Annotated in this window: 20 protein-coding genes and 1 pseudogene; 5 read left to right on the top strand and 16 right to left on the bottom strand. The window is 63.0% G+C overall.

Features of this window, described 5'->3' with window-relative positions; genetic code table 11:
• Positions 1 to 113 precede the first annotated feature (113 nt).
• Together AC3RCG_RS23900 and AC3RCG_RS23895 are read left to right on the top strand one after the other, a co-directional pair.
• Entirely contained in the window at positions 114 to 1,709 is a 1,596-nt protein-coding gene (locus AC3RCG_RS23900) for an ATP-binding protein (RefSeq protein ID WP_070224382.1), read from the top strand.
• Positions 1,696 to 2,307: a response regulator transcription factor gene (locus AC3RCG_RS23895; RefSeq protein ID WP_492401795.1), complete on the top strand. Its 612-nt coding sequence runs from the start codon at positions 1,696 to 1,698 to the stop codon at positions 2,305 to 2,307. The genes AC3RCG_RS23900 and AC3RCG_RS23895 overlap by 14 nt, the downstream gene beginning before the upstream one ends.
• Before the next feature lie 15 nt (positions 2,308 to 2,322).
• Here the strand turns inward: AC3RCG_RS23895 and AC3RCG_RS23890 are convergent, their stop codons facing one another.
• The 4 genes and pseudogenes from AC3RCG_RS23890 to AC3RCG_RS23875 all read right to left on the bottom strand — a co-directional run.
• Positions 2,323 to 3,423 carry a glycosyltransferase family 9 protein gene (locus AC3RCG_RS23890; protein WP_070224383.1) on the bottom strand — a complete coding sequence of 367 codons (1,101 nt, stop codon included), beginning with the start codon at positions 3,421 to 3,423 and terminating at the stop codon, positions 2,323 to 2,325.
• A 58-nt stretch (positions 3,424 to 3,481) separates the two neighbouring features.
• Positions 3,482 to 5,215 (bottom strand): lipid A export permease/ATP-binding protein MsbA, encoded by a 1,734-nt coding sequence (gene msbA / locus AC3RCG_RS23885; RefSeq protein WP_070287849.1) that lies wholly within the window; start codon positions 5,213 to 5,215, stop codon positions 3,482 to 3,484.
• A gap of 51 nt (positions 5,216 to 5,266) precedes the next feature.
• Entirely contained in the window at positions 5,267 to 6,478 is a 1,212-nt protein-coding gene (locus AC3RCG_RS23880) for an O-antigen ligase family protein (RefSeq protein ID WP_070224385.1), read from the bottom strand.
• Positions 6,479 to 6,732: 254 nt separating this feature from the next.
• Positions 6,733 to 7,971, bottom strand: a pseudogene (locus AC3RCG_RS23875) (malic enzyme-like NAD(P)-binding protein); the annotation flags it as partial.
• A gap of 206 nt (positions 7,972 to 8,177) precedes the next feature.
• Here AC3RCG_RS23875 and AC3RCG_RS23870 point away from each other — a divergent pair.
• The 3 genes from AC3RCG_RS23870 to AC3RCG_RS23860 all read left to right on the top strand — a co-directional run bounded on the left by AC3RCG_RS23870 (position 8,178) and on the right by AC3RCG_RS23860 (position 10,403).
• On the top strand, positions 8,178 to 9,203 hold the full coding sequence (locus AC3RCG_RS23870) for a LacI family DNA-binding transcriptional regulator (RefSeq protein ID WP_492401796.1): 1,026 nt from the start codon (positions 8,178 to 8,180) through the stop codon (positions 9,201 to 9,203).
• Between the two features lie 114 nt (positions 9,204 to 9,317).
• Positions 9,318 to 9,797: a hypothetical protein gene (locus tag AC3RCG_RS23865; protein ID WP_492401797.1), complete on the top strand. Its 480-nt coding sequence runs from the start codon at positions 9,318 to 9,320 to the stop codon at positions 9,795 to 9,797.
• A gap of 66 nt (positions 9,798 to 9,863) precedes the next feature.
• Complete coding sequence (locus AC3RCG_RS23860; protein ID WP_230502344.1) at positions 9,864 to 10,403, top strand: hypothetical protein; 540 nt, start codon at positions 9,864 to 9,866, stop codon at positions 10,401 to 10,403.
• A gap of 4 nt (positions 10,404 to 10,407) precedes the next feature.
• On the opposite strand, the gene AC3RCG_RS23855 is transcribed toward AC3RCG_RS23860, so the two are convergent.
• From AC3RCG_RS23855 to AC3RCG_RS23800, 12 genes are all read right to left on the bottom strand, one after another.
• Positions 10,408 to 11,037: a LysE family translocator gene (locus AC3RCG_RS23855; RefSeq protein WP_492401799.1), complete on the bottom strand. Its 630-nt coding sequence runs from the start codon at positions 11,035 to 11,037 to the stop codon at positions 10,408 to 10,410.
• A 79-nt stretch (positions 11,038 to 11,116) separates the two neighbouring features.
• Complete coding sequence (locus tag AC3RCG_RS23850) at positions 11,117 to 11,899, bottom strand: AraC family transcriptional regulator (protein WP_409027920.1); 783 nt, start codon at positions 11,897 to 11,899, stop codon at positions 11,117 to 11,119.
• Positions 11,900 to 11,901: 2 nt separating this feature from the next.
• Positions 11,902 to 13,365 (bottom strand): ribonuclease G, encoded by a 1,464-nt coding sequence (gene rng, locus AC3RCG_RS23845; protein WP_034747098.1) that lies wholly within the window; start codon positions 13,363 to 13,365, stop codon positions 11,902 to 11,904.
• A 43-nt stretch (positions 13,366 to 13,408) separates the two neighbouring features.
• Entirely contained in the window at positions 13,409 to 14,029 is a 621-nt protein-coding gene (locus tag AC3RCG_RS23840; protein ID WP_070224393.1) for a Maf family protein, read from the bottom strand.
• An 8-nt stretch (positions 14,030 to 14,037) separates the two neighbouring features.
• Positions 14,038 to 14,508, bottom strand: a complete 471-nt coding sequence (gene rlmH / locus AC3RCG_RS23835; protein ID WP_034747108.1) for a 23S rRNA (pseudouridine(1915)-N(3))-methyltransferase RlmH — start codon at positions 14,506 to 14,508, stop codon at positions 14,038 to 14,040.
• 6 nt (positions 14,509 to 14,514) lie between these two features.
• A complete protein-coding gene (gene rsfS / locus AC3RCG_RS23830; RefSeq protein WP_492401800.1) occupies positions 14,515 to 15,204 on the bottom strand; it encodes a ribosome silencing factor in 690 nt (229 codons plus the stop codon).
• Positions 15,205 to 15,852 carry a nicotinate-nucleotide adenylyltransferase gene (gene nadD, locus AC3RCG_RS23825; RefSeq protein ID WP_492401801.1) on the bottom strand — a complete coding sequence of 216 codons (648 nt, stop codon included), beginning with the start codon at positions 15,850 to 15,852 and terminating at the stop codon, positions 15,205 to 15,207.
• A 20-nt stretch (positions 15,853 to 15,872) separates the two neighbouring features.
• Entirely contained in the window at positions 15,873 to 16,787 is a 915-nt protein-coding gene (gene hemF / locus AC3RCG_RS23820; protein WP_492401802.1) for an oxygen-dependent coproporphyrinogen oxidase, read from the bottom strand.
• Between the two features lie 129 nt (positions 16,788 to 16,916).
• On the bottom strand, positions 16,917 to 18,467 hold the full coding sequence (locus AC3RCG_RS23815; protein WP_070310512.1) for a class I SAM-dependent methyltransferase: 1,551 nt from the start codon (positions 18,465 to 18,467) through the stop codon (positions 16,917 to 16,919).
• A gap of 70 nt (positions 18,468 to 18,537) precedes the next feature.
• On the bottom strand, positions 18,538 to 19,353 hold the full coding sequence (locus AC3RCG_RS23810) for a hypothetical protein (RefSeq protein ID WP_492401804.1): 816 nt from the start codon (positions 19,351 to 19,353) through the stop codon (positions 18,538 to 18,540).
• Positions 19,354 to 19,466: 113 nt separating this feature from the next.
• Positions 19,467 to 20,735 carry a phosphoribosylamine--glycine ligase gene (purD, locus tag AC3RCG_RS23805; RefSeq protein WP_492401805.1) on the bottom strand — a complete coding sequence of 423 codons (1,269 nt, stop codon included), beginning with the start codon at positions 20,733 to 20,735 and terminating at the stop codon, positions 19,467 to 19,469.
• A gap of 69 nt (positions 20,736 to 20,804) precedes the next feature.
• Entirely contained in the window at positions 20,805 to 21,530 is a 726-nt protein-coding gene (locus AC3RCG_RS23800; protein WP_070224399.1) for a YebC/PmpR family DNA-binding transcriptional regulator, read from the bottom strand.
• Between the last annotated feature and the right edge of the window lie 38 nt (positions 21,531 to 21,568).

The following is a 21,568-nucleotide window of genomic DNA, read 5'->3' as shown; positions in this document are numbered from 1 at the left end:
TGGCAGGCCTTGCGATATTGCCTGAAAATTATTTCATGTGCCTATAACGCAAGATGGCATGGCGTGGCGCACGCTTGCGATGCATAATGCGGAACAGTTTAAAAAACACCGTTATGCGCCCCTTCCTGTCCCGCTACCTGCCGTATCCCGCCTTTGTCGGCCTGTACCTGCTGTTTGACTGGGCCACGTATATTGACCCGATGTACGGGCTGAACATCACCCCGTGGAATCCCGACCCCGCGCTGGGTCTGGTATTTTGGCTGATCCACGGCCGCAAGGCGGCGCTGCCATGGTTCATCGCCCTGGTGGCCGGCGAGGTGCTGGTACGCGGCATGCCGGCTGGCCTGCCCCTGACCTTGCTCTGTTCGGCGTGGCTGGTGCTCGGCTATGGCGGTATCGGCGTAGTCTTGCGCCGCAGTTTCAGCAGCAGCGACATCTTCGACAACCGGCGCCGCCTGAGCGCCTGGGTTCTCATCGTGCTGCTGGGCACCGCGCTCAATGCAATCGGCTATATTTCATTGCTGTCGCTCACGGGGCGCATACCGTCCGCCGAATGGGGCACGGCCGTCTGGCGTTTCGGCATCGGCGACACGGTCGGCATGCTGGTGTCGATGCCGCTGATCTGGGTGCTGTTCAGCGAACGGGGGCGTGAGCGCCTGCATGCCGCCGTCTGGCGCTGGGAAACCCTGGCGTACCTGGCCCTGGCCTGCTTCGTGCTGTGGAGCGTTTTCGGTTCCATCGTGCGTTCCGAATACAAGCATTTCTATTTTTTGTTTCTCCCCGTCATCTGGGCCGCCTCGCGCCAGGGCTTGCATGGCGCCGTGCTGGCCGTGTTTGTATTGCAGCTATGCATCATCACCCTGGTGAAATGGACGCATGCCGTCGATATCCAGTTTTATGAATTGCAACTGCTCGACGCCGTGCTGGCGCTGGTGGGCTTTTTTATCGGCATCGTCGTCGATGAAATGCGGCAGGTGGCCGACGAACTGAAGCACACGATGCGCCTGGCGGCGGCCGGCGAAATGGCGGCCGCCCTGGCGCACGAGCTGAACCAGCCGCTGACGGCCTTGTCGACCTATGGCAAGGCGTGCGAATACCTGCTGGAACGGGGCGAGAACGGCGCCTTGCTGCAGGGCGCCATCGGGCACATGATCGTTGAATCGGGACGCGCCGCGGACGTGGTGCGCCGCCTGCGCGACTTTTTCCGTACCGGCGCGATGCAGCTCGAGGCGGTGCAGGCGAGCGCCTTGATCGAGGGCCTGGCGCGCCAGTTCGCGCCGCTGTTCCATGAGCATGGCATCGAGCTGGCACTGGCGCCGCCGTCGCCGCTGGCCGTCAATGCGGACCGCCTGCAAATCGAACTGGTATTGCGTAACTTGCTGGCCAATGCACAGGATGCGGTGATGGCCCAGCCGCGCGGCCAGCGCCGCATCACGGTATCGGCCGAGCCGCTCGAGGGCGGGCGGCTGCGCCTGTCCGTGGAAGACAGCGGGCCCGGCATTTCCAACAGCCTGGCCGCGCGCCTGTTCGAACCGTTCGTCTCGACCAAGGCCAGCGGCCTGGGGCTGGGGCTGGTACTCAGCCGCAGCATCGTCGAAGCGCATGGCGGCCAGCTATGGGCCGAAGTGGGCAAGCATGGTATGTTTCGTTTTATCCTGCCTCTGGCGCACGCCAGTGCGGGCGCCAGGGGAGAGTATGGTGACAAGTAATTTGACGGTGTTTATCGTGGACGACGATCCCGCCGTGCGCGATGCGCTGGGTTTGCTGTTGGGCATACGCGGCTACCGCACGGCGCTGTTTTCCTGCGGCGAGGATTTCCTGCACAGCTGGCGGCCCGAGTGGGCCGGTTGTCTGCTGATCGATATCCGCATGTCGGGCATGGATGGCCTGAGCCTGCAGCGCCGCTTGCTGGAGCTCAAATGCATGCTGCCCATCATCATCATCACGGGGCACGGCGACGTGGCCCTGGCACGCCAGGCATTCAAGGCGCAGGCCAGCGATTTCCTGGAAAAACCATTTGACCACGACAAGCTGCTGACCGCCATCGATGAAGCATTTTCACGCGAGGCGCATGCGCGCGGCCAGTTGCAGCGCCAGGTGGATGGGCTCGCCTTGCTGCGCGCCTTGACGCCGCGCGAGCGCGAAGTGATGCAGTTGGTGGTGACGGGCCAGCACAACCGCGATATCGCCCCGGCGCTCGGTATTTCCGTACGCACGGTGGAAGTGCACAAGGCGCGCCTGATGGACAAGCTGGGCGTCGATAATGTGGCCGACCTGGTGCGCATCAGCATGCTGGGCACCGGCTAGCCGAGGAAGAGTTCTCTAGGCGATCGCCTTCAATACCTGATCGCTTGAAATCGCCTTGACCCAGTCGCTGCGCCGCGCCACCGTGATGACGGTGCTGTTGGCGCTGTCGAAGGGGGCCCATTCAGGATTCTTCTTGCGCATCAATGCCACTACGGGCACATGCACGGCGTTTGCCAGATGCATGATCGATGTTTCCACCGAAATAATCAGGTCGCATTGCGCCAGCATGGCCGGCAGTTGGAAAAAGTTGTCGACGGCACTGAAGGCCTGCGTACGCGGCAAGTTGTGCGCCTGCACGACGGCATCCACCTTGGCCAGTTCCTGCGGCATGGCATTGATCAGGAAGCAGGCATGCTGCCATTTCGGCATCGCTTGCATGCGCGTGATCAGCTCGGCAATGCGCTCCAGGGGCCAGCCGCGCTTGTGCGACTTGGCAAACGGGTTCAATAGCACGAGCGGACCCTGGCGCGGGGCAAAGCCCCAGGCGGCCAGCTGCTCTTGCGCCTGCTGCAATGCGTGCTCGGGAATGTGCACGAAGGGATAGCGTTCGGCCACGGGAATGTCGAGTCCCGTCAATTGATGGAACCAGTCCGCATACACGCTGCTGATATGGTGTTCGCCGGCATCCTGTCCCGCATACGAGGCCAGCACGGCATCGATCTTGCGGTAGGCCAGGTAATGCCAGGGGCGCAAGGGGCTGAACGGCTTGCGCGTGCCGATCACCAGCCCGTGCGGGCTGATGGCCCGGGCGAGGTCCGCATATTGCTGTGGCCGTACGTGGGCCAGCGACACGACGACAGGATAGTGCTCCGCCTTGGCTTCGCGCAGCGACTCTTCGTACAGCGCGGGGCTGTAAGTCTTGCGGTACACCTTGGAAAACAGGCCCGACTGTTCCACCCAGTCATACAGCGAATAGGTGCGCAAGCTTTCCCATTGTTTGGCGTCGGACGTGCGTCGGACTTCATCGACCCACAGGTGGATCTGGATATGCGGGTAGGCCGCGGCAAAGGCGCGGAAGCCGTTTTGCAGGTAGGTGAAGTCTCCCAGCGCCAGATGGGCGATGAACAGAATTTTGTCCGACTTTTGTAGCAGTTCGGCGGGAATCAAGGGCGTCATGTATCAGTACGATTTCAGGTATTCATTCGATGGTGTCATACCACTGGGTGGGATGGTGTCATGCCACTTGCTGGGAAAATTGCAGGCGGTGCAGATTGGCATAGGCGCCGTTGGCGTCCAATAATTGCTGGTGACTGCCGGTTTCCATTATTTTCCCATGTGACAATACCACGATACGGTCCGCCCGTTCAATTGTTGATAGGCGATGAGCAATAACTAAGGTGGTTTTTCCTTGCATCAGGTGTTCCAGTGCCGCTTGCACGGCCCGTTCCGCCTCCGTATCCAGTGCCGAGGTGGCTTCATCGAGAATCAGGATGGGCGCATCCTTGTAGATCGCGCGGGCAATGGCCACGCGCTGGCGCTGGCCGCCGGAAAGGCGCGAGCCATTGTCGCCCAGGCGCGTTTCCAGGCCGTCGGGCAAGCCGTCGATGACGTCCGACAGGAAGGCTGCCGCGGCGGCTGCCTCAATGCGCTGCCGGTCCGGGGCCGCATCGCCATACGCGATATTGGCGGCCAGGGTATCGTCGAACAGCACCACCTGCTGGCTGACCATGGCGATCTGGCTGCGCAGGCTGGTCAAGGCGATGGCATCGATATTCTGTCCATCGAGCAAGATTTCACCGCTGCTGACCGAGTAAAAGCCGGGCAGCAGGCTGACCAGGGTCGATTTGCCGCCGCCGGACATGCCGACAAAGGCGACCGTTTGTCCCGGCGCGATGTTCAGGTCGATGTGTCGCAGGGCCGGTTCCGGATGTCCGGGGTAGGCAAAGCTCACGTCCTTGAACTCGATGCGGCCTTTGCTGCGGCCGGCCAGCGGCTTGCCGCCCGTGCGTTCCGGCGTCTTGTCGATCAGCAAAAAGACTTCCTCAGCGGCGGCCATGCCGCGTTGCAGGGGACCGTTGACTTCGGCCAGTTGCTTCAACGGCGTCAGCAGCATCAGCATGGCCGTGATGAAGGATACAAAGCCGCCGACCGTGATCTGCCCCTGCTCCGACTGGAACAGGGCCATCACGATGACCAGGGCCACGGCGGCGGCCGTGATCACCTGCGTGATGGGCACGGTGGCGGAAAAGGTCGTGGTCATGCGCATGCTGTAGCGGCGCAATTGTTCGGCGCGCTCTTCGAAGCGCGCCTTCTCGTAGGCCTGGCCGCCGAAGATCTTGATCACTTGCTGCGCGCGCGTGGTTTCTTCGATGACCTGGGTCAGCTCGGCATTGACGGCCAGCGAGTCGCGGTTGAGTTTTTTCAGGCGCTTGCCCGTGGTGCGCACGACGATGGTCAGCACGGGCAGCAGCACCAGGGTCACCAGGGTCAGTGCCCAGTTCAGGTACAGCAGCCATGCCAGCAAGCCCAGCACGGTCAGCGAGGAGCGCACGATCGAGGTAAACACCTTGGTTACCATCTCGATGATCTGCTGCACCTCGAACATGATGGAGTTGATGACCTTGCCCACCGTGTGCGTGTTGTAGAAGTCGATGGGCAAGTTCAGCATGCTGGCAAACATCCGGCGCCGCAATTCGTTGAGGATGCGCGTGGAGACATAGCTCATCAGGTAGCTGCTGGCAAACGTCGACGCGCCGCGGATGGCAAAGATGCCGATGACGATCAGCGGCACCAGCCAGAAGGAAAAACGCACTTTGCCGCCAAAACCATTGTCGAGCAGCAGCTTGAGCGCATACGGCAGCAGCGGTTCCGTGCCCGCCGTGACGACCATCGCCAGCAGGGCCAGGGCCAGGTGTTTCTTATAGGGCGCGTGCAGCGCGGTAAGGCGCTTCAGGTCGGGCGTGAGCATCGGTATGATTCCTTGCAGGGGACAGCAAAAACGGTCAGGCGAAAAACGAGCTCAAGCGGTGCGCTCTTGCTGGCGCAACAGGGCCCACAATATCACCATCGGGAAGACCAGCATGATGATGCCGATATTCAGGGTGAGCGAGCTCGTCGTAAGGCCAAAAATCAGGTAGCAAGTGCATAGCACCACGCCGGCCAGTGCATAGGGCTGGGCAGCGGGGGAACTCTGGCGCAGGGAGCGTGCAAACAGTGCCAACGGTACAAGGAAGAGCGCCAACAAGGCCAAGACACCGATAATGCCGCGTTTGACCATCGTATCGAGGTAGTCGTTATGGGCATTGGTATGCCTGCGTATGGAAATGTTTGCCTTACCTTCCGCCACCAACATCGATTTTTGTTCCATGTAACCGTTGCGACCCAAGCCTGTCCAGGGGCGTTGCTGGGACATATCGATCGCGGTGCGCCACATTTCGAGACGTTGCCCGATGGAGGTATCAACTTCCCCGCGGTCCTCAAATGTGTGAATGTTGGAAATGCCAAGAGTAATGCGCTCTTTTACCGTCGAGTGGGGCAAAACGTAGGCCACGATGGACAGGCCCGCCAGGGCCAACAGTCCCATCATCAGATAGCGTTTGCCATGCTTTTTGCTGTGATGTACGACGAAGAAAATCAGGCAGACGGGCAAGGCGATCCAGCCGCCGCGACTGCCGCTGATGATGGAGCCGACGATGCCTGCCAAGCAGCCCAATAGCATGACGGCTCTCCATAACCAGCGGTGAGCTTGCATGCTGGCCCAGTCGAGCCCGCACATGGCCAACATACCCAGCAAGATGCTGATATTGCCATAGTGAATCGCGTTACTGGTTGCTGCGAGAGGGCGCGGCATATCCTGAATAAAAAATTGCCACATCGCCAATGCTGTGCCAGCAATGGCGCCGACGGCTAAGCCTGCCCACCAAGCCTCCGGCCGTGGCGGATACGCAATGAGCAACAACAGGACGGGTATGGCCAGCAGTGCCCGCAATGGAATGTCGAGTTCGCGGGCAGGATCTGCGTGGTACAGCATGTTGGCCGTGAAAATACAGAAATACAGCAATAGCGTGCCCAGCATTAGATAATCCTGGCGTTGCAGGTTCAGGCGGGGACGTTTCCATAGCAACCAGCTGCTGGCCAGCAGAAGAACCAGCGCGCCAAGGGAATATCCGCTGGTGACAGGCAACGCCAATGCCGAAAAGAGAAAAACACAAACAGAGGTCAAACCGAGCATGAATATCCTTGGTAACGCACGTCGTCGCCATTATGACAACTGTAGCAACATAAAGTAGGCGTCATTGTAATCGAAGGTTCATGCAAAAACGCCGACGTAAAAATTGCTTTTTTGAAATCAATTCGCCAAGCCCAAGGGTATAAACGAAAAAACCATGGTTTTGAACCATGGTTTTTTTGTAAGCAATGGTAACTTGCTGTAATTTTGTCAAGGCAAGGAGGGCCTTGCCTTGCGCATCAGGCGGTAGCCGGCACGCGCGTGGCTACGCCGGTAGCGATGGCCGCTTGGGATACGGCAGGCGCGACCCAGTTGCGCAGACGCTCGTCGAACGGCGACGGGATCAGTTGCAACGGCGTCAGGGCGCTGCTCTCGTGGCCTGGCAACGGCTCCTTGGCCAGCGCGGCAATGGCGCGCACGCAGGCCAGCTTCATCTCTTCATTGATGGTGGTGGCGCCCACGTCGAGCGCGCCGCGGAAGATGTACGGGAAGCACAGCACATTGTTGATCTGGTTCGGATAATCCGAGCGGCCCGTCGCCACGATGGCGTCGTCGCGCACGGCGTGCACTTTTTCCGGGGCAATTTCCGGATGCGGATTGGCCAGGGCGAAGATCAAAGGCTTGGCGGCCATCGATTCGACCATCTGTGCGCTGACCACGCCGCCCTTCGAGACGCCGATGAAGATGTCGGCGCCGACCATGGCATCGGCCAGGTCGCGGTCGCTCGTATCGTTCGCGTAGCGCGCCTTGTTCTCTTCCATGTTGGCATCGCGGCCCGGGTAGATCACGCCTTGGCTGTCGCACACTTTCAGCAGCGACTTGTTCAGGCCCAGCGAGACGAGCAAGTCCAGGCAGGCGATCGAGGCCGCGCCGGCGCCCGAGACGGCCACTTTCACATTGCCGATATCCTTGCCCACCAGCTCCAGGCCGTTCAGGATGCCGGCCGCGACGATGATGGCCGTACCGTGCTGGTCGTCGTGGAAGACGGGAATGTTCATGCGCTTGCGCAATTGCTGTTCGATGTAGAAGCAGTCGGGCGCCTTGATGTCTTCCAGGTTGATGCCGCCGAAGGTCGGCTCCATGCGCACCACGGTGTCGATGAACAGGTCGGGATCGTTCTCGGCCAGCTCGATGTCGAACACATCGACATCGGCGAACTGCTTGAACAGGCAAGCTTTGCCTTCCATCACCGGTTTGCTGGCCAGCGGGCCGATATCGCCCAGGCCCAGTACGGCCGTGCCATTGGTGATCACGGCCACCAGGTTGCTGCGCGACGTGTAGGTGCCGGCCGTGCGCGGATCCTCCACGATGGCTTCGCAGGCGAAGGCCACGCCCGGCGAGTACGCCAGGGTCAGGGCGCGCGCGTCGCCCAGCGGTTTGGTGGGCGTGACGGAAATCTTGCCTGCGCGGGGTTGTGCGTGATAGGCAAGGGCGGCTTCTTTCAGGTTGAAGGTTTCGCCGTTCTGTTCGGCATGCTTGCTGTGCGAAGTAGACATAGGAATTCTGGGAGGGGCAACCAGGCCCGAGTGGTAAGTCCGAGCCATGGTATGCAAGCGTTTGCACGCTGTCAAGGCTGGAATGTACTTAAGCGTACCAAAACCGCTTTGGGCAACGGCTTTATTTCAATGCAAGCGTTTGCTCGGTTTTTGACGAAATGGGGAATTTTTACGATAAAATCACAGTATTGCGATCCGGGAAGCCCATGACAAACAAGAACCCCACCTTAAGCGACGTTGCGCGGGCCAGCGGCGTGCACTTTTCCACCGTGTCGCGCGTGATGAACCCGGCAACGCGGCAAATGGTCAGCGCCGAGGTGGCCGCGCGCGTGCTGGCCGAAGCGGGCCGCCTCGGCTACCGGCCGAACCGCGCCGCCTCGACCCTCGTCACGCGCAAGTCGCGCATCATCGGCGTGGTCTTGCCCGACATCACCAACGCTGTTTTCCCGCCGATTTTGCTGGGCATCGAAGAGGGCTTGCGCAAGCATGGCTACCTGGCCATCGTCGCCAATGTGGGCGCCGACGAGGAAGAGCAGCTGTACGTCATTAACCGCCTGCTGGGGCAGCAGGTCGATGGCCTGATTTTGGCTACCGCACGGCGCGACGATCCCGTCATCAAGATGTGCATCGACCAGAATGTGCCCGTCGTCACCGTCAACCGCAGCGACGAGACGGGCGTCGCTTCCTGCGTCGTCAGCGACGACGTGGTCGGCATGCGCCTGGCCGTGGAACACTTGCTGGCGCTCGGTCACCGCCATATCGCGCACATTGCCGGCCCGGAAAACCTGTCCACGGGCCACGTGCGCCGTCTCGGTTTCCTGGCCGCCATTCAGGCCAGCGAACTCGACCCCTCGCAAGCGTTCGTCTTTGAAAGCAGCGGCTATTCGCGCGAATGCGGCAAGGCGGCCCTGCTGGAACTGCTGCGCCAGTCGCCGCAAACGACGGCCGTGGTGACGGGCAGCGACCTGGTGGCCCTCGGCTGCTACGACGCCATCCGCGAACTGGGCTTGAGCTGTCCCGAAGATATTTCCATCGTGGGCCACAACGACATGCCCTACATGGATATGATCCGTCCGCCTTTGAGCACCATCCGCATCCGCCACCACGGCATCGGCACGGAAGCGGCCCGGCTGATCCTGCAAACCATCGCCTCGCCCGACTCCCCGGTGATCGACGTGCGCCTGAAGCCCGAGCTGGTGGTGCGCGAGTCGACGGCGCCGCCGCGCGCCTGAGCCTGCCACTTGTTGCCCTTCTTTTGCCAGAGTATGTTTAAATCTTGATATTGATATTGATCAAGACAACGCCATGCAGACGACGGAAAAGCATGCACAGCAGGGAGGCCGCTGATGCCGAAGAATTTCGGCATGCCCGGCAACGCCTGGCGCTATGCACTGGGCAGCGACTATGGTTATTGCTCGCCGCTACTCGAAGGCATTGAATTTGAAAACGAGTGGGTGACGATACGCGAATCGGCGATCCGCGTCCGTGCCGGTTATGCCTGGGATGGCTGTTCGCCCTGTATCAGCGTGCTCGGCCTGTTTTATGTGGGCACGCCCGATGGCGCGCAGCACCTGGGCTTGCCCGCCACCTACCATGCCAGCCTCGTGCATGACGTGCTGTGCCAGTGGCGCGCCGAGATGCCCGTCACCCGCGCGCAGTCGATCGCCATTTTCCACCAGTTGCTCAGGGAGGTGCGCTTCCCCCTGGCGGGACTGTATGCCGGCGCCGTCTTCCTGTTCGGGCCGCGGCCTGGCTTCATGCGGCCCGGTGCGCGCGCCGTAGTGGCCGCCCCGCACCCGCCAGGCGCAACATTAAAGCGGCGCTAACGCCGCCGCCGACGCGCCATGATGTTAAACTGGCGCCCCTCATCGTTTCTCTTGCCCTCTACCGCCATGACCAAAACCAACACGCCTTCCCCGAAACGCCGCGAAGAGGGCGTCGCCAAACTGACCGTCAATCCCTTCCTCGACGCCGAGTTTTACGCGCGCATGCGCGACTACACGGAGCGCGACGCAGCCATCATCAAGGAATTGAAGGCGATCGCCGAAATCCGCGCCGGCAACAAGCAGCCCGATCCCCGCCTGGCGCCGTCGCTGGCCGCCTTGCGCAGCACCGTCAAGAAAGGCTTGAGCTTCGGCGACATGCTCGAGCGCATGGCGGCCGGCAAGGAAAAGGGCTTGTGGGAGCCGTGGATGACGACCTTCGGCATCGAGATCCGCGCCGTCAACTACGGCGCCGGCCCGCGCAACGCCTGCCTGGTGCTGGACCTGGCCGCGAATGCTCCCGCGCATGCGATGTTCGCCAAGGCCGGCATCCAGAACTGGCGCAGCCTGGCTGCCGACGACTGCTCCGTCGTGCGTTCGGAAAAAGCGACGGAAACCACGCCGCTGAAAGTGTATGCCGTGTTTTACCTGGATCCGCTGCCGGCCTGATCCGTCAGACACTGCTGCTGGCGATATTTACCAGCAGCAGCACCGCCAGCACGATCAGCACGGCGCCCGATAGCCGTTCCAGCAATGGCAGGGCGCGCGCGAAGCGCTGCCGCAGCGCGCCATTGCCGATGGCCAGCGCCACCGCCATGTCCCACGCCAGCACCGCACACACCATCCACACGCCATACAGCACGACCGAGCCGCTGCCCGTTTGCCGGCTGGCGACGACGGACGCCAGACTCACGTAGAACAGCGCATTCTTCGGATTCAGGATGGCAGACAGGAAACCCATGCCCAGGCCGTTGCGCCAGTGCGCCCTGCCGGGCGTGGCGGCCGGCGCTGCCGTCAGCGTCGTGGTGCCCGCATGGCGCAGGAATAGGCCGCCCAGGTACAGCAGATAAGCGCAGCCCGTCAATTGCACGGCGATAAACAGGGGACTGCCTGGATGCAGCACGGCGACGCCGCCAAACGCCGCCACGATGAACACGCCATTGGCCAGTGCGATGCCGATGCACGCTGGCATGGCGCCGCGCCAGCCGTGCGCCAGCGCGCTGCGGGCGACGAGGAAAAAATCGGGCCCCGGCGACAGCAGCGCGAGGAAGTGGGCGGCGGCGATAAGGAGAAAATCCTGCATGAAACGCGACTCCGGCAATGGCGATGCGCGAGTATGCGGGGGGACGCTCCGGTCTGTATTGAAGAAAATTGCAGGCACTTCAGCCGCGATAGCGTCCCGGCGTGATGCCGGCATGCGCCTTGAAGACGCGCTGCAGGTGGCTCTGGTCGGCAAACCCCAGCGCGCAGGCGATGTCGGCCAGGGCGTTGCCCGCCTGCAAGTCGCTGCGCGCGCGGTTGACGCCCAGATTCAGCTGGTACGCATGCGGCGTCATGCCGGTGGCGGCACGGAAGGCGCGGATCAGCTGGTAGCGGCTCATGCCGGCCATTTCGGCCAGTTGCGCCAGGCTGGCCAGCGGTTGAGACTGCAGCTGCTGCACTACCGGGCGCAGTTGCATCGGGATGCGGGCAGCGTGCGAGGGGAGGGGGATTGCCCCGCCGGCATCGGCACAGGCGTGTAGCAAGGCCAGCAGGGCCTCTTGCTTGGCGGCCGCGGCTGCGGGCGAAAACAGCAGCGCATTCATGGCACAGAACTGCGCATACAGGACAGGTTCGTGCAGTACGCTGGCGCTGCTTGCATCCAGCCGCGGCACGTGGATTTGCAGCCACTGCGCATCGAGATGCAGCATCTGGTAGCTCCAGACGGCGTCAGGCAGGGGATTGCAGGCGTGCACGCAGCCGGCCGGCACCAGCACCAGGGTGCCATTGCCAAGAGCCACCTTGCCCTCTTTGCTGCCCGTAAAGATGCTGCCGCCCGAATCGACGGCGCCGATGGAAAACGTGGGATGGCTGTGCGGCTTGTAGCACGCGCGGCTGTGGCAGGCGCGCCGGCTCTCCACGTGGGGCATGGCCGGGTCGCGCCAGAAGGCGGTGGTGCCGGGCATGGCTACATCAGAATCACGTCGTACTGCTCCTGGTGGTAGGCGTTCTCCACCTGCAGCGAGATTTTCTTGCCGATGAAGTCGCCCAGCATGGCCAGGTGCTGCGATTCCTCTTCCAAAAACAGGTCGACCACTTCCTGCGAGGCGAGGATGCGGAATTCACGCGGGTTGAACTGTTTTGCCTCGCGCAGCAGTTCGCGCAGGATTTCATAGCAGATCGTGCGCGAGGTTTTCACCTGGCCCTTGCCGGCGCAGGCGGGGCACGGTTCGCACAGGATGTGGGCCAGCGACTCGCGCGTGCGCTTGCGCGTCATTTCCACCAGGCCCAGCGGCGAGAAGTTGCTCACCGAGACCTTGGTACGGTCGCGCGACAAGGTGCGCTTCAGTTCGGCCAGCACGGCGTTGCGGTGCTCGGCGTTGTCCATGTCGATGAAGTCGAGGATGATGATGCCGCCCAGGTTGCGCAGGCGCAGCTGGCGCGCGATGGCGTGCGCCGCTTCCAGGTTGGTCTTGAAAATCGTGTCGGCGAAATTGCGCCCGCCGACAAAACCGCCCGTGTTGACGTCGATGGTGGTCATCGCTTCCGTCTGGTCGACGATCAGGTAGCCGCCGGACTTCAAATCCACGCGGCGGCCCAGCGCGCGCAAGATCTCTTCTTCCACGCCGTACAGGTCGAACAGGGGGCGCTCGCCCGTGTAGTGCTGCAGGCGCGTCAGTTCGCTGGGCGTGTAGATTTCCGCGAATTCGCGCAGTTTTACATAGTTTTCGCGCGAATCGACCTGGATGGTGGCCGTTTCATCACCGACGAAGTCGCGCAGCACGCGTTGCGCCAGGCTCAAGTCCTGGTGCAGCAGGCTGGTGGCGGGACGCGTGCGCGCGCCGTGCGTGATGGTGCTCCAGGTTTTTCTCAGGTAGTCGACGTCGGCCTTCAGGTCTGCGTCGGATGCGTCTTCGGCCATGGTGCGCACGATGTAGCCGCCTTTTTCATCGGGCGGCAGCAGGCTTTGCAGGCGCACGCGCAGCTGTTCGCGCTCCGCTTCCTTTTCGATTTTCTGCGAGATGCCGATGTGCTTGTCTTGCGGCAGATAGACCAGCATGCGCCCGGCGATGGAAATCTGCGTCGACAGGCGCGCGCCCTTGGTGCCGATCGGGTCCTTGATCACCTGCACCGTCAGCACCTGGCCGTCAAACAGGATTTTTTCGATCGGCGCCGGCGTCGCGTTCTGGCCGTCGTGGCCGCGCGCTTCCCAGATGTCGGCCACGTGCAGGAAGGCGGCGCGTTCCAGGCCGATGTCGATGAAGGCCGACTGCATGCCCGGCAACACCCGCACCACTTTGCCGGAATATACATTGCCGGCCAGGCCGCGCGTGAGCGTGCGCTCGATGTGCAATTCCTGCACGGCGCCCTGCAGGATGAGGGCGACACGCGTTTCTTGCGGCGTGATATTGATCAGGATGTCTTCGTTCATGGGGGCGCGGGAGTGGAGGCAACGAATGACATCATACCCGGGATCAGGGCAGGGGCAAACCTGCCAGCCGTAGCAACTGTGCGGTTTCGTACAGGGGCAGGCCCATGATGCCGGAATGGCTGCCTTCGATATGCTCGACGAACAGCGCGGCGCTGCCCTGAATGCCGTAGCCGCCGGCCTTGTCGTACGGTTCCGGCGTGGCGCAATAGGCGGCGATCGAGGCGGGCGAGAGCACGCCGAAGCGCACTTGCGACACCTGCGTGCGCTGTTCGGCGAAATCCTTGTAGTGCACGGCGATCGAGGTCAGCACCTCGTGCGTGCGGCCCGACAGCTGCTGCAGCATCGCCACAGCTTCCGCCCGGTCGGCCGGCTTGCCGAGGATGACGCCGTCGATGGTGACGGTGGTGTCGGCCGCCAGCACGGGGCGCGGGGTCAGGTGGCGGCGGCGCACCAGGTCCCAGGCGAAGGCGGCTTTTTCATTCGATACGCGGGCGACATAGTCGAGCGCCGATTCGCCGGGGAGGACTTCCTCGGTGACGTCGGCGCCGCGCGGGCCGTCGCTGCGCAGCAGCAGCAATTCGAAATCGATGCCGATCTGGCGCAGCAGTTCGCGCCGGCGCGGGCTTTTGGAGGCGAGGTAGATCTTGTGATCAGCCGTTTTCATGGGGGAGTTCAGACACGGTGGTAGGGGTGGTTTTGCGTGATCGACCAGGCACGATAGAGCTGCTCGGCGAGGATCACGCGCACCACGCCGTGCGGCAAGGTCATGCTGGAAATGCGCAGCATGCCTTCGGCACGCGCCTTGAGTTGCGGATCGAGGCCGTCGGCCCCGCCGATCAGGAAAGCCGTGTCGCGGCCATCCTGCTGCCACGCCATCAATTGCTGCGACAGGCCGACGCTGGTCAGATCCTTGCCGCGTTCGTCGAGGGCGATGATGCGCACGCCCTTGGGCAGGACGGCTTCGATGCGCTCGCGTTCGAGCGCCATCGCCGTGGCGGCGGTCTTGCTGCCGGAGCGCTCCACCGGCTTGATTTCTTTCAGCACGATGCGCAATTCCGGCGGCATGCGCTTCGCGTATTCCGCGAAGCCCGTCTCTATCCAGGCCGGCATTTTATGGCCGACCGCAGCGATGATGAGCTGCATCGAGGCTTACGCTTCGACTTTTTTGATACGCTTGATCACGGTTTTTGCCGGTGCAGCATCGGCTGCCGGCTTGGCCGCGCGTGGGGCGCGCACTTTTTTCTCCGGCAGCGCTTTCAGCGCTTTCACGGCAGCTGCTTCGGTCTTGGTAGGCGCGACTTTCACGGTCTTGCCGACGGCTTTGGAAGCGGTGGCGTTTTTCGCCGGGGCTTTCTTGGCGGCGGTGGCAGCAGTGACTTTCTTCGCTGGCGTTTTCTTTTCGATCACGGGCGAAGCTTCCACATTGGCCTTGCTTGCCGCCAGATGGCCGCTGACCTTTTTCGGCTCGTCGCCGGCCGCTTTTTTCGGCGCGCGCTTGGCGGCGCCCAGCTTGACCGGGGTGTCGCCCCAGATTTCTTCCAGGCGGTAGTAGGCGCGGATAGGCGCTTGCATGATGTGGACGATCATGTCGCCCAGATCGACCAGCACCCATTCACCGGTTTCCTCGCCTTCCATGCCGATGATTTGACCGCCGGCGTCCTTGACCTTGTCGCGCACCGAGGCGGCCAGCGCCTTGGTTTGACGGTTCGAGGTACCGGAGACGATCGCGATGCGGTCGAACAGGCTGGTCAGATGACTCGTTTCGAAGACGGCGATGTCTTGGCCTTTGACGTCTTCCAGGGCGTCAACGACGAGGGTTTGCAGTTTTTTGATGTCCATTTAGCTTTTGTATAAATTATGTTGTTCAATATAGTCTAGCACTAGCGGGGAAAGAAGCGAGTTTGCCCGATTCCCCCGTTGTAATGCCGCACGTATTTCGGTGGCGGAGATATCCACCGCGAAGTCCTGTGCCAGATAAGTCAGACCGTGCGGCGTGTTGCGGATGCTTTTCAGAGACCCCAGGCGGCGCGAAAATGCATCGGCGACCACTTGCGGTACTGCTGTGTCATTCAGCGCGAAGCCGGGGCGGGCCGCGACGCAGATATGCGCGTATTCAAATAATTGCTGCCATTCGCGCCATGTCGCGAGCCGCTGCAGCTGGTCGGCGCCCATCAGGAAAACGATGGAAGCGCGCGGTCCCAGCTCGGCGCGTACCTGGCGCAAGGTATCGATGGTGTAGCTGGCCTGGCCATGTTCGCTGCGCTCGATTTCCTGGCGGTCGATCACCACAGGCAGGGGCAGGCCTGCAAAGGCCAGGCTGGCCATCTCGGCGCGCTGCTGGCCGGTGGCGCCCAGCTTGCTCTTTTGCCAGGGCGCGCCGGCCGGAATCACGCGCAGTTCGTCGGCGTGCAGCAGGCTGGAAAAATGCGTGCCCAGCGCGACGTGGCCCATGTGCACCGGATCGTAGCTGCCACCGAGTAGCGCCACGCATGCCGTACCACTTTCCTTCACGCCTGCAGCCAGTCGCGATGCACGAGGAAGTCAGTATACAACGCCGCTTCGGGACTGCCCGCTTCCGGGTGCCAGTCGTAGCGCCACTTGACCAGGGGCGGCATCGACATCAGGATCGCCTCGGTGCGTCCACCCGATTGCAGGCCGAACAGGGTGCCGCGGTCGAACACCAGGTTGAACTCGACATAGCGTCCGCGCCGGTAGCACTGGAAATCGCGTTCGCGTTCGCCGTACGGCGTGTCCTTGCGGCGCGCCAGGATCGGCACATAGGCGTCGATGAAGGCGTCGCCTGCGCTGCGCAGCATGGCAAAGCTGTCGTCAAAGCCCAGGGCGTTGAAGTCGTCGAAGAAGATCCCGCCGGCGCCGCGCGCTTCGCGCCGGTGCTTCAGGTAGAAATAATCGTCGCACCACTGCTTGAACTTCGGATGCAGTTCGCCGCCGAACGGCGCCAGCGCGTCATGGCACATCTGGTGAAAGTGCTTCACGTCGCCTGCGTCGCCGTAGTACGGCGTCAGGTCCATGCCGCCGCCGAACCACCATACGGGTTCGCCATCGGTATTCACGGTGCTGAAAAAGCGCACATTCATGTGCACCGTGGGCGCGTAGGGATTGCGCGGATGCAGCACCAGCGACACGCCCATCGCTTCCCATGCCTTGCCGCCGAGTTCAGGGCGCGCGGCCGCGGCCGATGGCGGCAATGCGGCGCCGGTGACGTGCGAAAAATTCACGCCGCCCCGCTCGAACACATTGCCTTCCTCGATCAGGCGCGAAATGCCGCCGCCGCCCTCGGGGCGCTGCCAGGCATCGGTCAGGAAGGGCTTGCCGTCCTGCGCTTCGAGCGCCTGCACGATACGGCTTTGCAAATCGAGCAAATAAGCCTTGACGGCCGAAGGAGAGGGAGTTGACGACATCGCGTGGGCCGACGAGGCCGAAATAAAAAAGTAAGGACGGATTGTACCCTGTTACGCGTTTTTGTGATAGGGCGGCGCTTGCGCCGTGGTTTTGGGCTGGCCGCGCGCACCGTCCGCGGCCAGCGCCTTCTACAGCACGCGCAATTGCTGCAGCACGGGCAGCGTGTCCCGCATGAATTCCTCGATGGCCGCGTTGAGCAGCTGCTGGTGCGCCGCCTCGTCGGCGCATGCAGCGCCATCCTTGAGCAGGCGGCGCCCGCAGCGCGCCATGGCGGTGGCCGCCTGCGCCTGCAGGGTGGCCAGGTCCGGCTGCTCCCGCTCCTGGGTCAGCAGCGAAAACAGCAGCCGGTCGATGAATTCCGTATCGATACCGCTGCCTGTCAATGGCGAGCACAGGATGCGGTAGTCGTCGCCGTAGCGCTGCTGCGCGCCGACGGTCTGGTTCAGGCGGCGCGCGGCTGCGTCGCCGCTGTCGGCGTGCGCCTGACTCGGGAAATACATCACGACCTGACCGCCAGTGACGAGCATGGCCGCCACCTCCGCCAGGCTTTGCACGCTCTGTCCGGGCAAGGAGGGCAGTGCGGCCAATTCGGCCAGGCTATGCGGGCCGTTGGCCAGCGCGTCGCAGACGGCGCCGTAGACCTGCTCGTTGCCTGTCACGACGCCCGCCTTGGTCTGGAAGGTGAAGGTCATTTTTGCGCGCGGCACCAGCATGGCCAGGTGCACGTCGGCGTAACATTCGGCCTGGCGCACGGCCCCCATGCGGCGCGCGCCCCGTACCAGCACGTCCTTGCGGAAGCTGGTATTGAGAAAATAATCCTTCATCGTTTCGCGCCTGGCCGCATCGGGCAGCAAGTCGATGGTGGCTTGCTGGTCGGCGTTCAGGTACAGCTCGGGAAAGGCCAAAGGCAGGTCGGCGGAGCCGGCAAAATCGAGCTTGGCGCGCGCCACATCGCGCATCACGTCGGCGTGGTACAGCGGTTCCCAGTCCTGGTTCAGATACTCATGCACGCTGTAATGGGGATCGCTGTTGATGAGCGCATTGAGGCGCGGCGCGAGTGCGGGATTGTCCGCGATGTAGCCAGCCTGTAGATTCTGCAGCTGTTGCACATAGGCGATGCCAGCCTGCATTTGCATGTCGCTGCGGCCGGGGAAGCTGGCGGCAAACTCCAGCAGCAGGCGTTGCAGCGGCAGGGCGGAACTCCATCCCGGCATAGCGTTATAGCTGAGCGAAACGATGCCGCCCGGTTTCAGGTAGCGCGCGATGAAGTCGACGATGTGCTGGCGGTTCTCCCGGTTGACCCAGGTGTAGATGCCATGCAGGGTAATGAAGTCGAACTGCGGCAGATCGGCCACGCGGCCCTGCGCCAATTCTTCAAAGCTGTTCTCCAGCAGGGTCAGATTGCCCAACTGTGCCTTTGCCGCCAGGGTGCGTGCGCCGGCGACATGGGCCGGATTGAAATCGTTGCCGTAGAACTGGCCGTTAGGGTTGGCGGCGGCCAGCACGTTGAGCGTCTGGCCGCGCCCGAAGCCCAGTTCAAAGTAGGTGTAGGGCTGGTCCAGGGGGACCGGTTCGATGCCGTTGAGGATGCAGCTGAAATTGAGGTGATGCGGACTCAGGTCGCTGTAAAAACCGTTGGTGTACTCGATATCCGACACGTATCCTTCATTCCAGGCCATGGTTTCCCCGCATTGGTGGCAAAACGGCAGTATGCCATCATCACCGCCGGCGCGGGAAGTGCGCCGTGGTTCAGCGCGCCGGCGGCGCGGCGCCGTCCTGCTCCACGGTGACGGACAGGTCCGGTCCGGCGCCGGGCAGGCGCGCACTTTCCACGGCCTGCGCGGCGCGCTGCTGCAGGTCATGCCGTTCGGCGCCCTGCTCAGCGGTGGCGGCGGTGGGAGTGGGCACTTGCTTGCTGATCATGGCGCTGGCCGCAAAGGCCAGTACCAGCAGTATCAGCGCGGCCTTCACCCACGTTCCCGGGCGCGCATGGGCGGGCAGCTCGCGGCGGGTCTGGCGCGCGGCGGCGTCGATGATGATGACGGCCAGTTCCGAGCCGCGCTGGCGGGCGCGCAGGCGCAGCGCTTCAAATTGGGGCGCGGACAAGGTGCCTTGCCGGAGCATGTCGCACAGGGCGGCAACCGGCGAGGCGAGCAGGCGGTCCGCAGGCAAGCTGGCGTGCGCGGCGTCGCGCTGCCACTGGTCGATCAGGTCCTCGTCGTACAGGGTGTCGATGGCCTGGCGGTTGACTTGCCGCAGCGCGTCGGCGGCCAGTTGCTGGCGCTCGAGCAGGGCCGCGCCGCCATGCTGGCGCGGCAGGTCGCGCACCCGCTGCAGGAAGCCGTGCTGCGGCAGCAGGTCCGTGAGCAGCAGCCATGCCAGGGTGTCGACCAGCCCCGCGTCAGCGGCCAGCTCCGGCACGTCGATATCCTCTTCTTCGTTATGGCTGCGTTGCAGTTCGATAATGTCCAGTTCGGCGATGGCGTCGTCGAGTTCATCGTCCGTGATCAGGCCGAGCTGGCGCACCTGGGCGAGGGCGGGGTGGAGTTGGCTGGGGCTGGACATGGGCTGCATCTTAGCGCAACGCCGGTTTTCCCGGCGCGCCAATATGAACGGGGCCGGGGCGGATGACTTCCGCGCCGGCCCCGCCGTTTGCCGCAAAGCGGCGTGCTGGGTGCTTAGTGCTTCAGGCCGCGCCAGCCGATGTCGCGGCGGTACTGCGCGCCGTCGAAATGGATTTTTTCCACGGTTTCATATGCCTGCTTCTGCGCCATCTTGATGCTGTCGCCCAGACCCACCACGCACAGCACGCGCCCGCCATTGGTGACCAGGCGTTCGCCGTCGATGCGGGTGCCCGCATGGAAGGTGACGGCGTCCGGCGTTTCGGCCGGGATGTCGCCGATCGGCGTGCCCTTGACGGGATCGTCAGGGTAGCCGGCGGCGGCCATCACGACGCCAACGGCCGTGCGGCGGTCCCATTCCAGTTCCACTGCGTCGAGCGTGCCGTTGACGGCGTGTTCCATGACGGTGACCAGGTCGGTCTTCAGGCGCGCCATGATGGGTTGCGTTTCCGGGTCGCCCATGCGGCAGTTGAATTCCAGCGTCTTCGGCGTGCCCTTGTCGTCGATCATCAGGCCAGCGTACAGGAAGCCCGTGAACGTGATGCCGTCCTTGGCCATGCCCTGGATGGTCGGCACAATGATTTCGCGCATGACGCGCGCATGCATGGCCGGCGTGACGATGGGTGCCGGCGAATACGCGCCCATGCCGCCCGTGTTCGGGCCCTGGTCGTGATCCTTCAGGCGCTTGTGGTCCTGGCTGGTGGCCAGCGGCAGGATGTTCTTGCCGTCGCACATGACGATGAAGCTCGCTTCTTCGCCGGCGAGGAATTCCTCGATGACGATGCGCGCGCCGGCGTCGCCGAACTGGTTATCGGACAGCATCATGTCGACCGCCTGGTGCGCTTCTTCCAGGGTCATGGCGACGACCACGCCCTTGCCGGCGGCCAGGCCGTCGGCCTTGATGACGATCGGCGCGCCCATGGCGTCGACGTAGGCATGCGCGGGAGCGACGTCGGAAAACGTCTGGTAGGCGGCCGTCGGGATGCCGTGGCGCTGCATGAAGGCCTTGGCGAAGTCCTTCGACGACTCCAGCTGTGCCGCTTCTTTGGTCGGGCCGAAGATTTTCAGGCCGCGCGAGCGGAACAGGTTGACGATGCCGGCCGCCAGCGGCACTTCCGGGCCGACGACGGTCAGGCCGACGTGTTCCTGCTGAACGAAGTCGGCCAGCAATTGCGGGTCGCTGATGTCGAGATTGACCAGGCGCGCATCGCGCGCGGTGCCGCCGTTGCCCGGTGCGACATACACCATCTGTATGCGTTCGGACTGGGCCAGTTTCCAGGCCAGGGCGTGTTCGCGGCCGCCAGAGCCGACTACCAGAATTTTCATAGGGACCGTTCGTTCAGTGTGGGTTGCAGGGCGGCGGTGCCGCCCTTGAGGTGTACAGCATATTTTTGCTTAGTTTTCGATCAAGGCATTCGTAAAGACTTCCTGGACGTCGTCCAGCAGTTCCAGCGCATCGATCAGTTTTTGCATCTTGACGGCGTCGTCGCCCGCGTAGACGGTTTCCGTCGCCGGCTTCATGATGACTTCGGCCACTTCGGCCTTGAAGCCGGCCGCTTCCAGCGCTTCCTTGACGGCGGCGAAATCGTGCACGGGCGTGACCACTTCGAAGCCGCCTTCTTCATCGGCGATGACGTCGTCGGCACCCGCTTCCAGGGCCGCTTCCATCAGCTTGTCTTCGTCGGTGCCCGGCGCGAACAGCAGCTGGCCGCAATGCTGGAACATGAAGGCAACGGAGCCTTCGTTGCCCATGTTGCCGCCATTCTTGTTGAAGGCGTTGCGTACCTCGGCCACCGTGCGGACCTTGTTGTCGGTCATGCATTCGACGATGACGGCCGCGCCGCCCACGCCGTAGCCTTCGTAGCGCACTTCTTCATAGTTGGCGCCATCGACGCCGCCGCTGCCGCGGTTGATCGCGCGCTGGACGTTGTCTTTCGGCATATTGGCGTCAGCCGCCTTGTCGACGGCCAGGCGCAGGCGCGGATTGGTGATGGCGTCGGCGCCGCCCATGCGGGCCGCGACCGTGATTTCCTTAATCAGGCGCGTCCAGATTTTGCCGCGCTTGGCATCGGTGGCAGCCTTTTTATGCTTGATATTGGCCCATTTGCTATGTCCTGCCATGTCGAATCTTCCTTAGACGGGTGTTCAATTGTGGCCGA

This window comes from Janthinobacterium sp. GW823-FHT01H08 (genome assembly GCF_058797855.1).
This window is presented reverse-complemented; position numbering and strand designations above follow the sequence as displayed.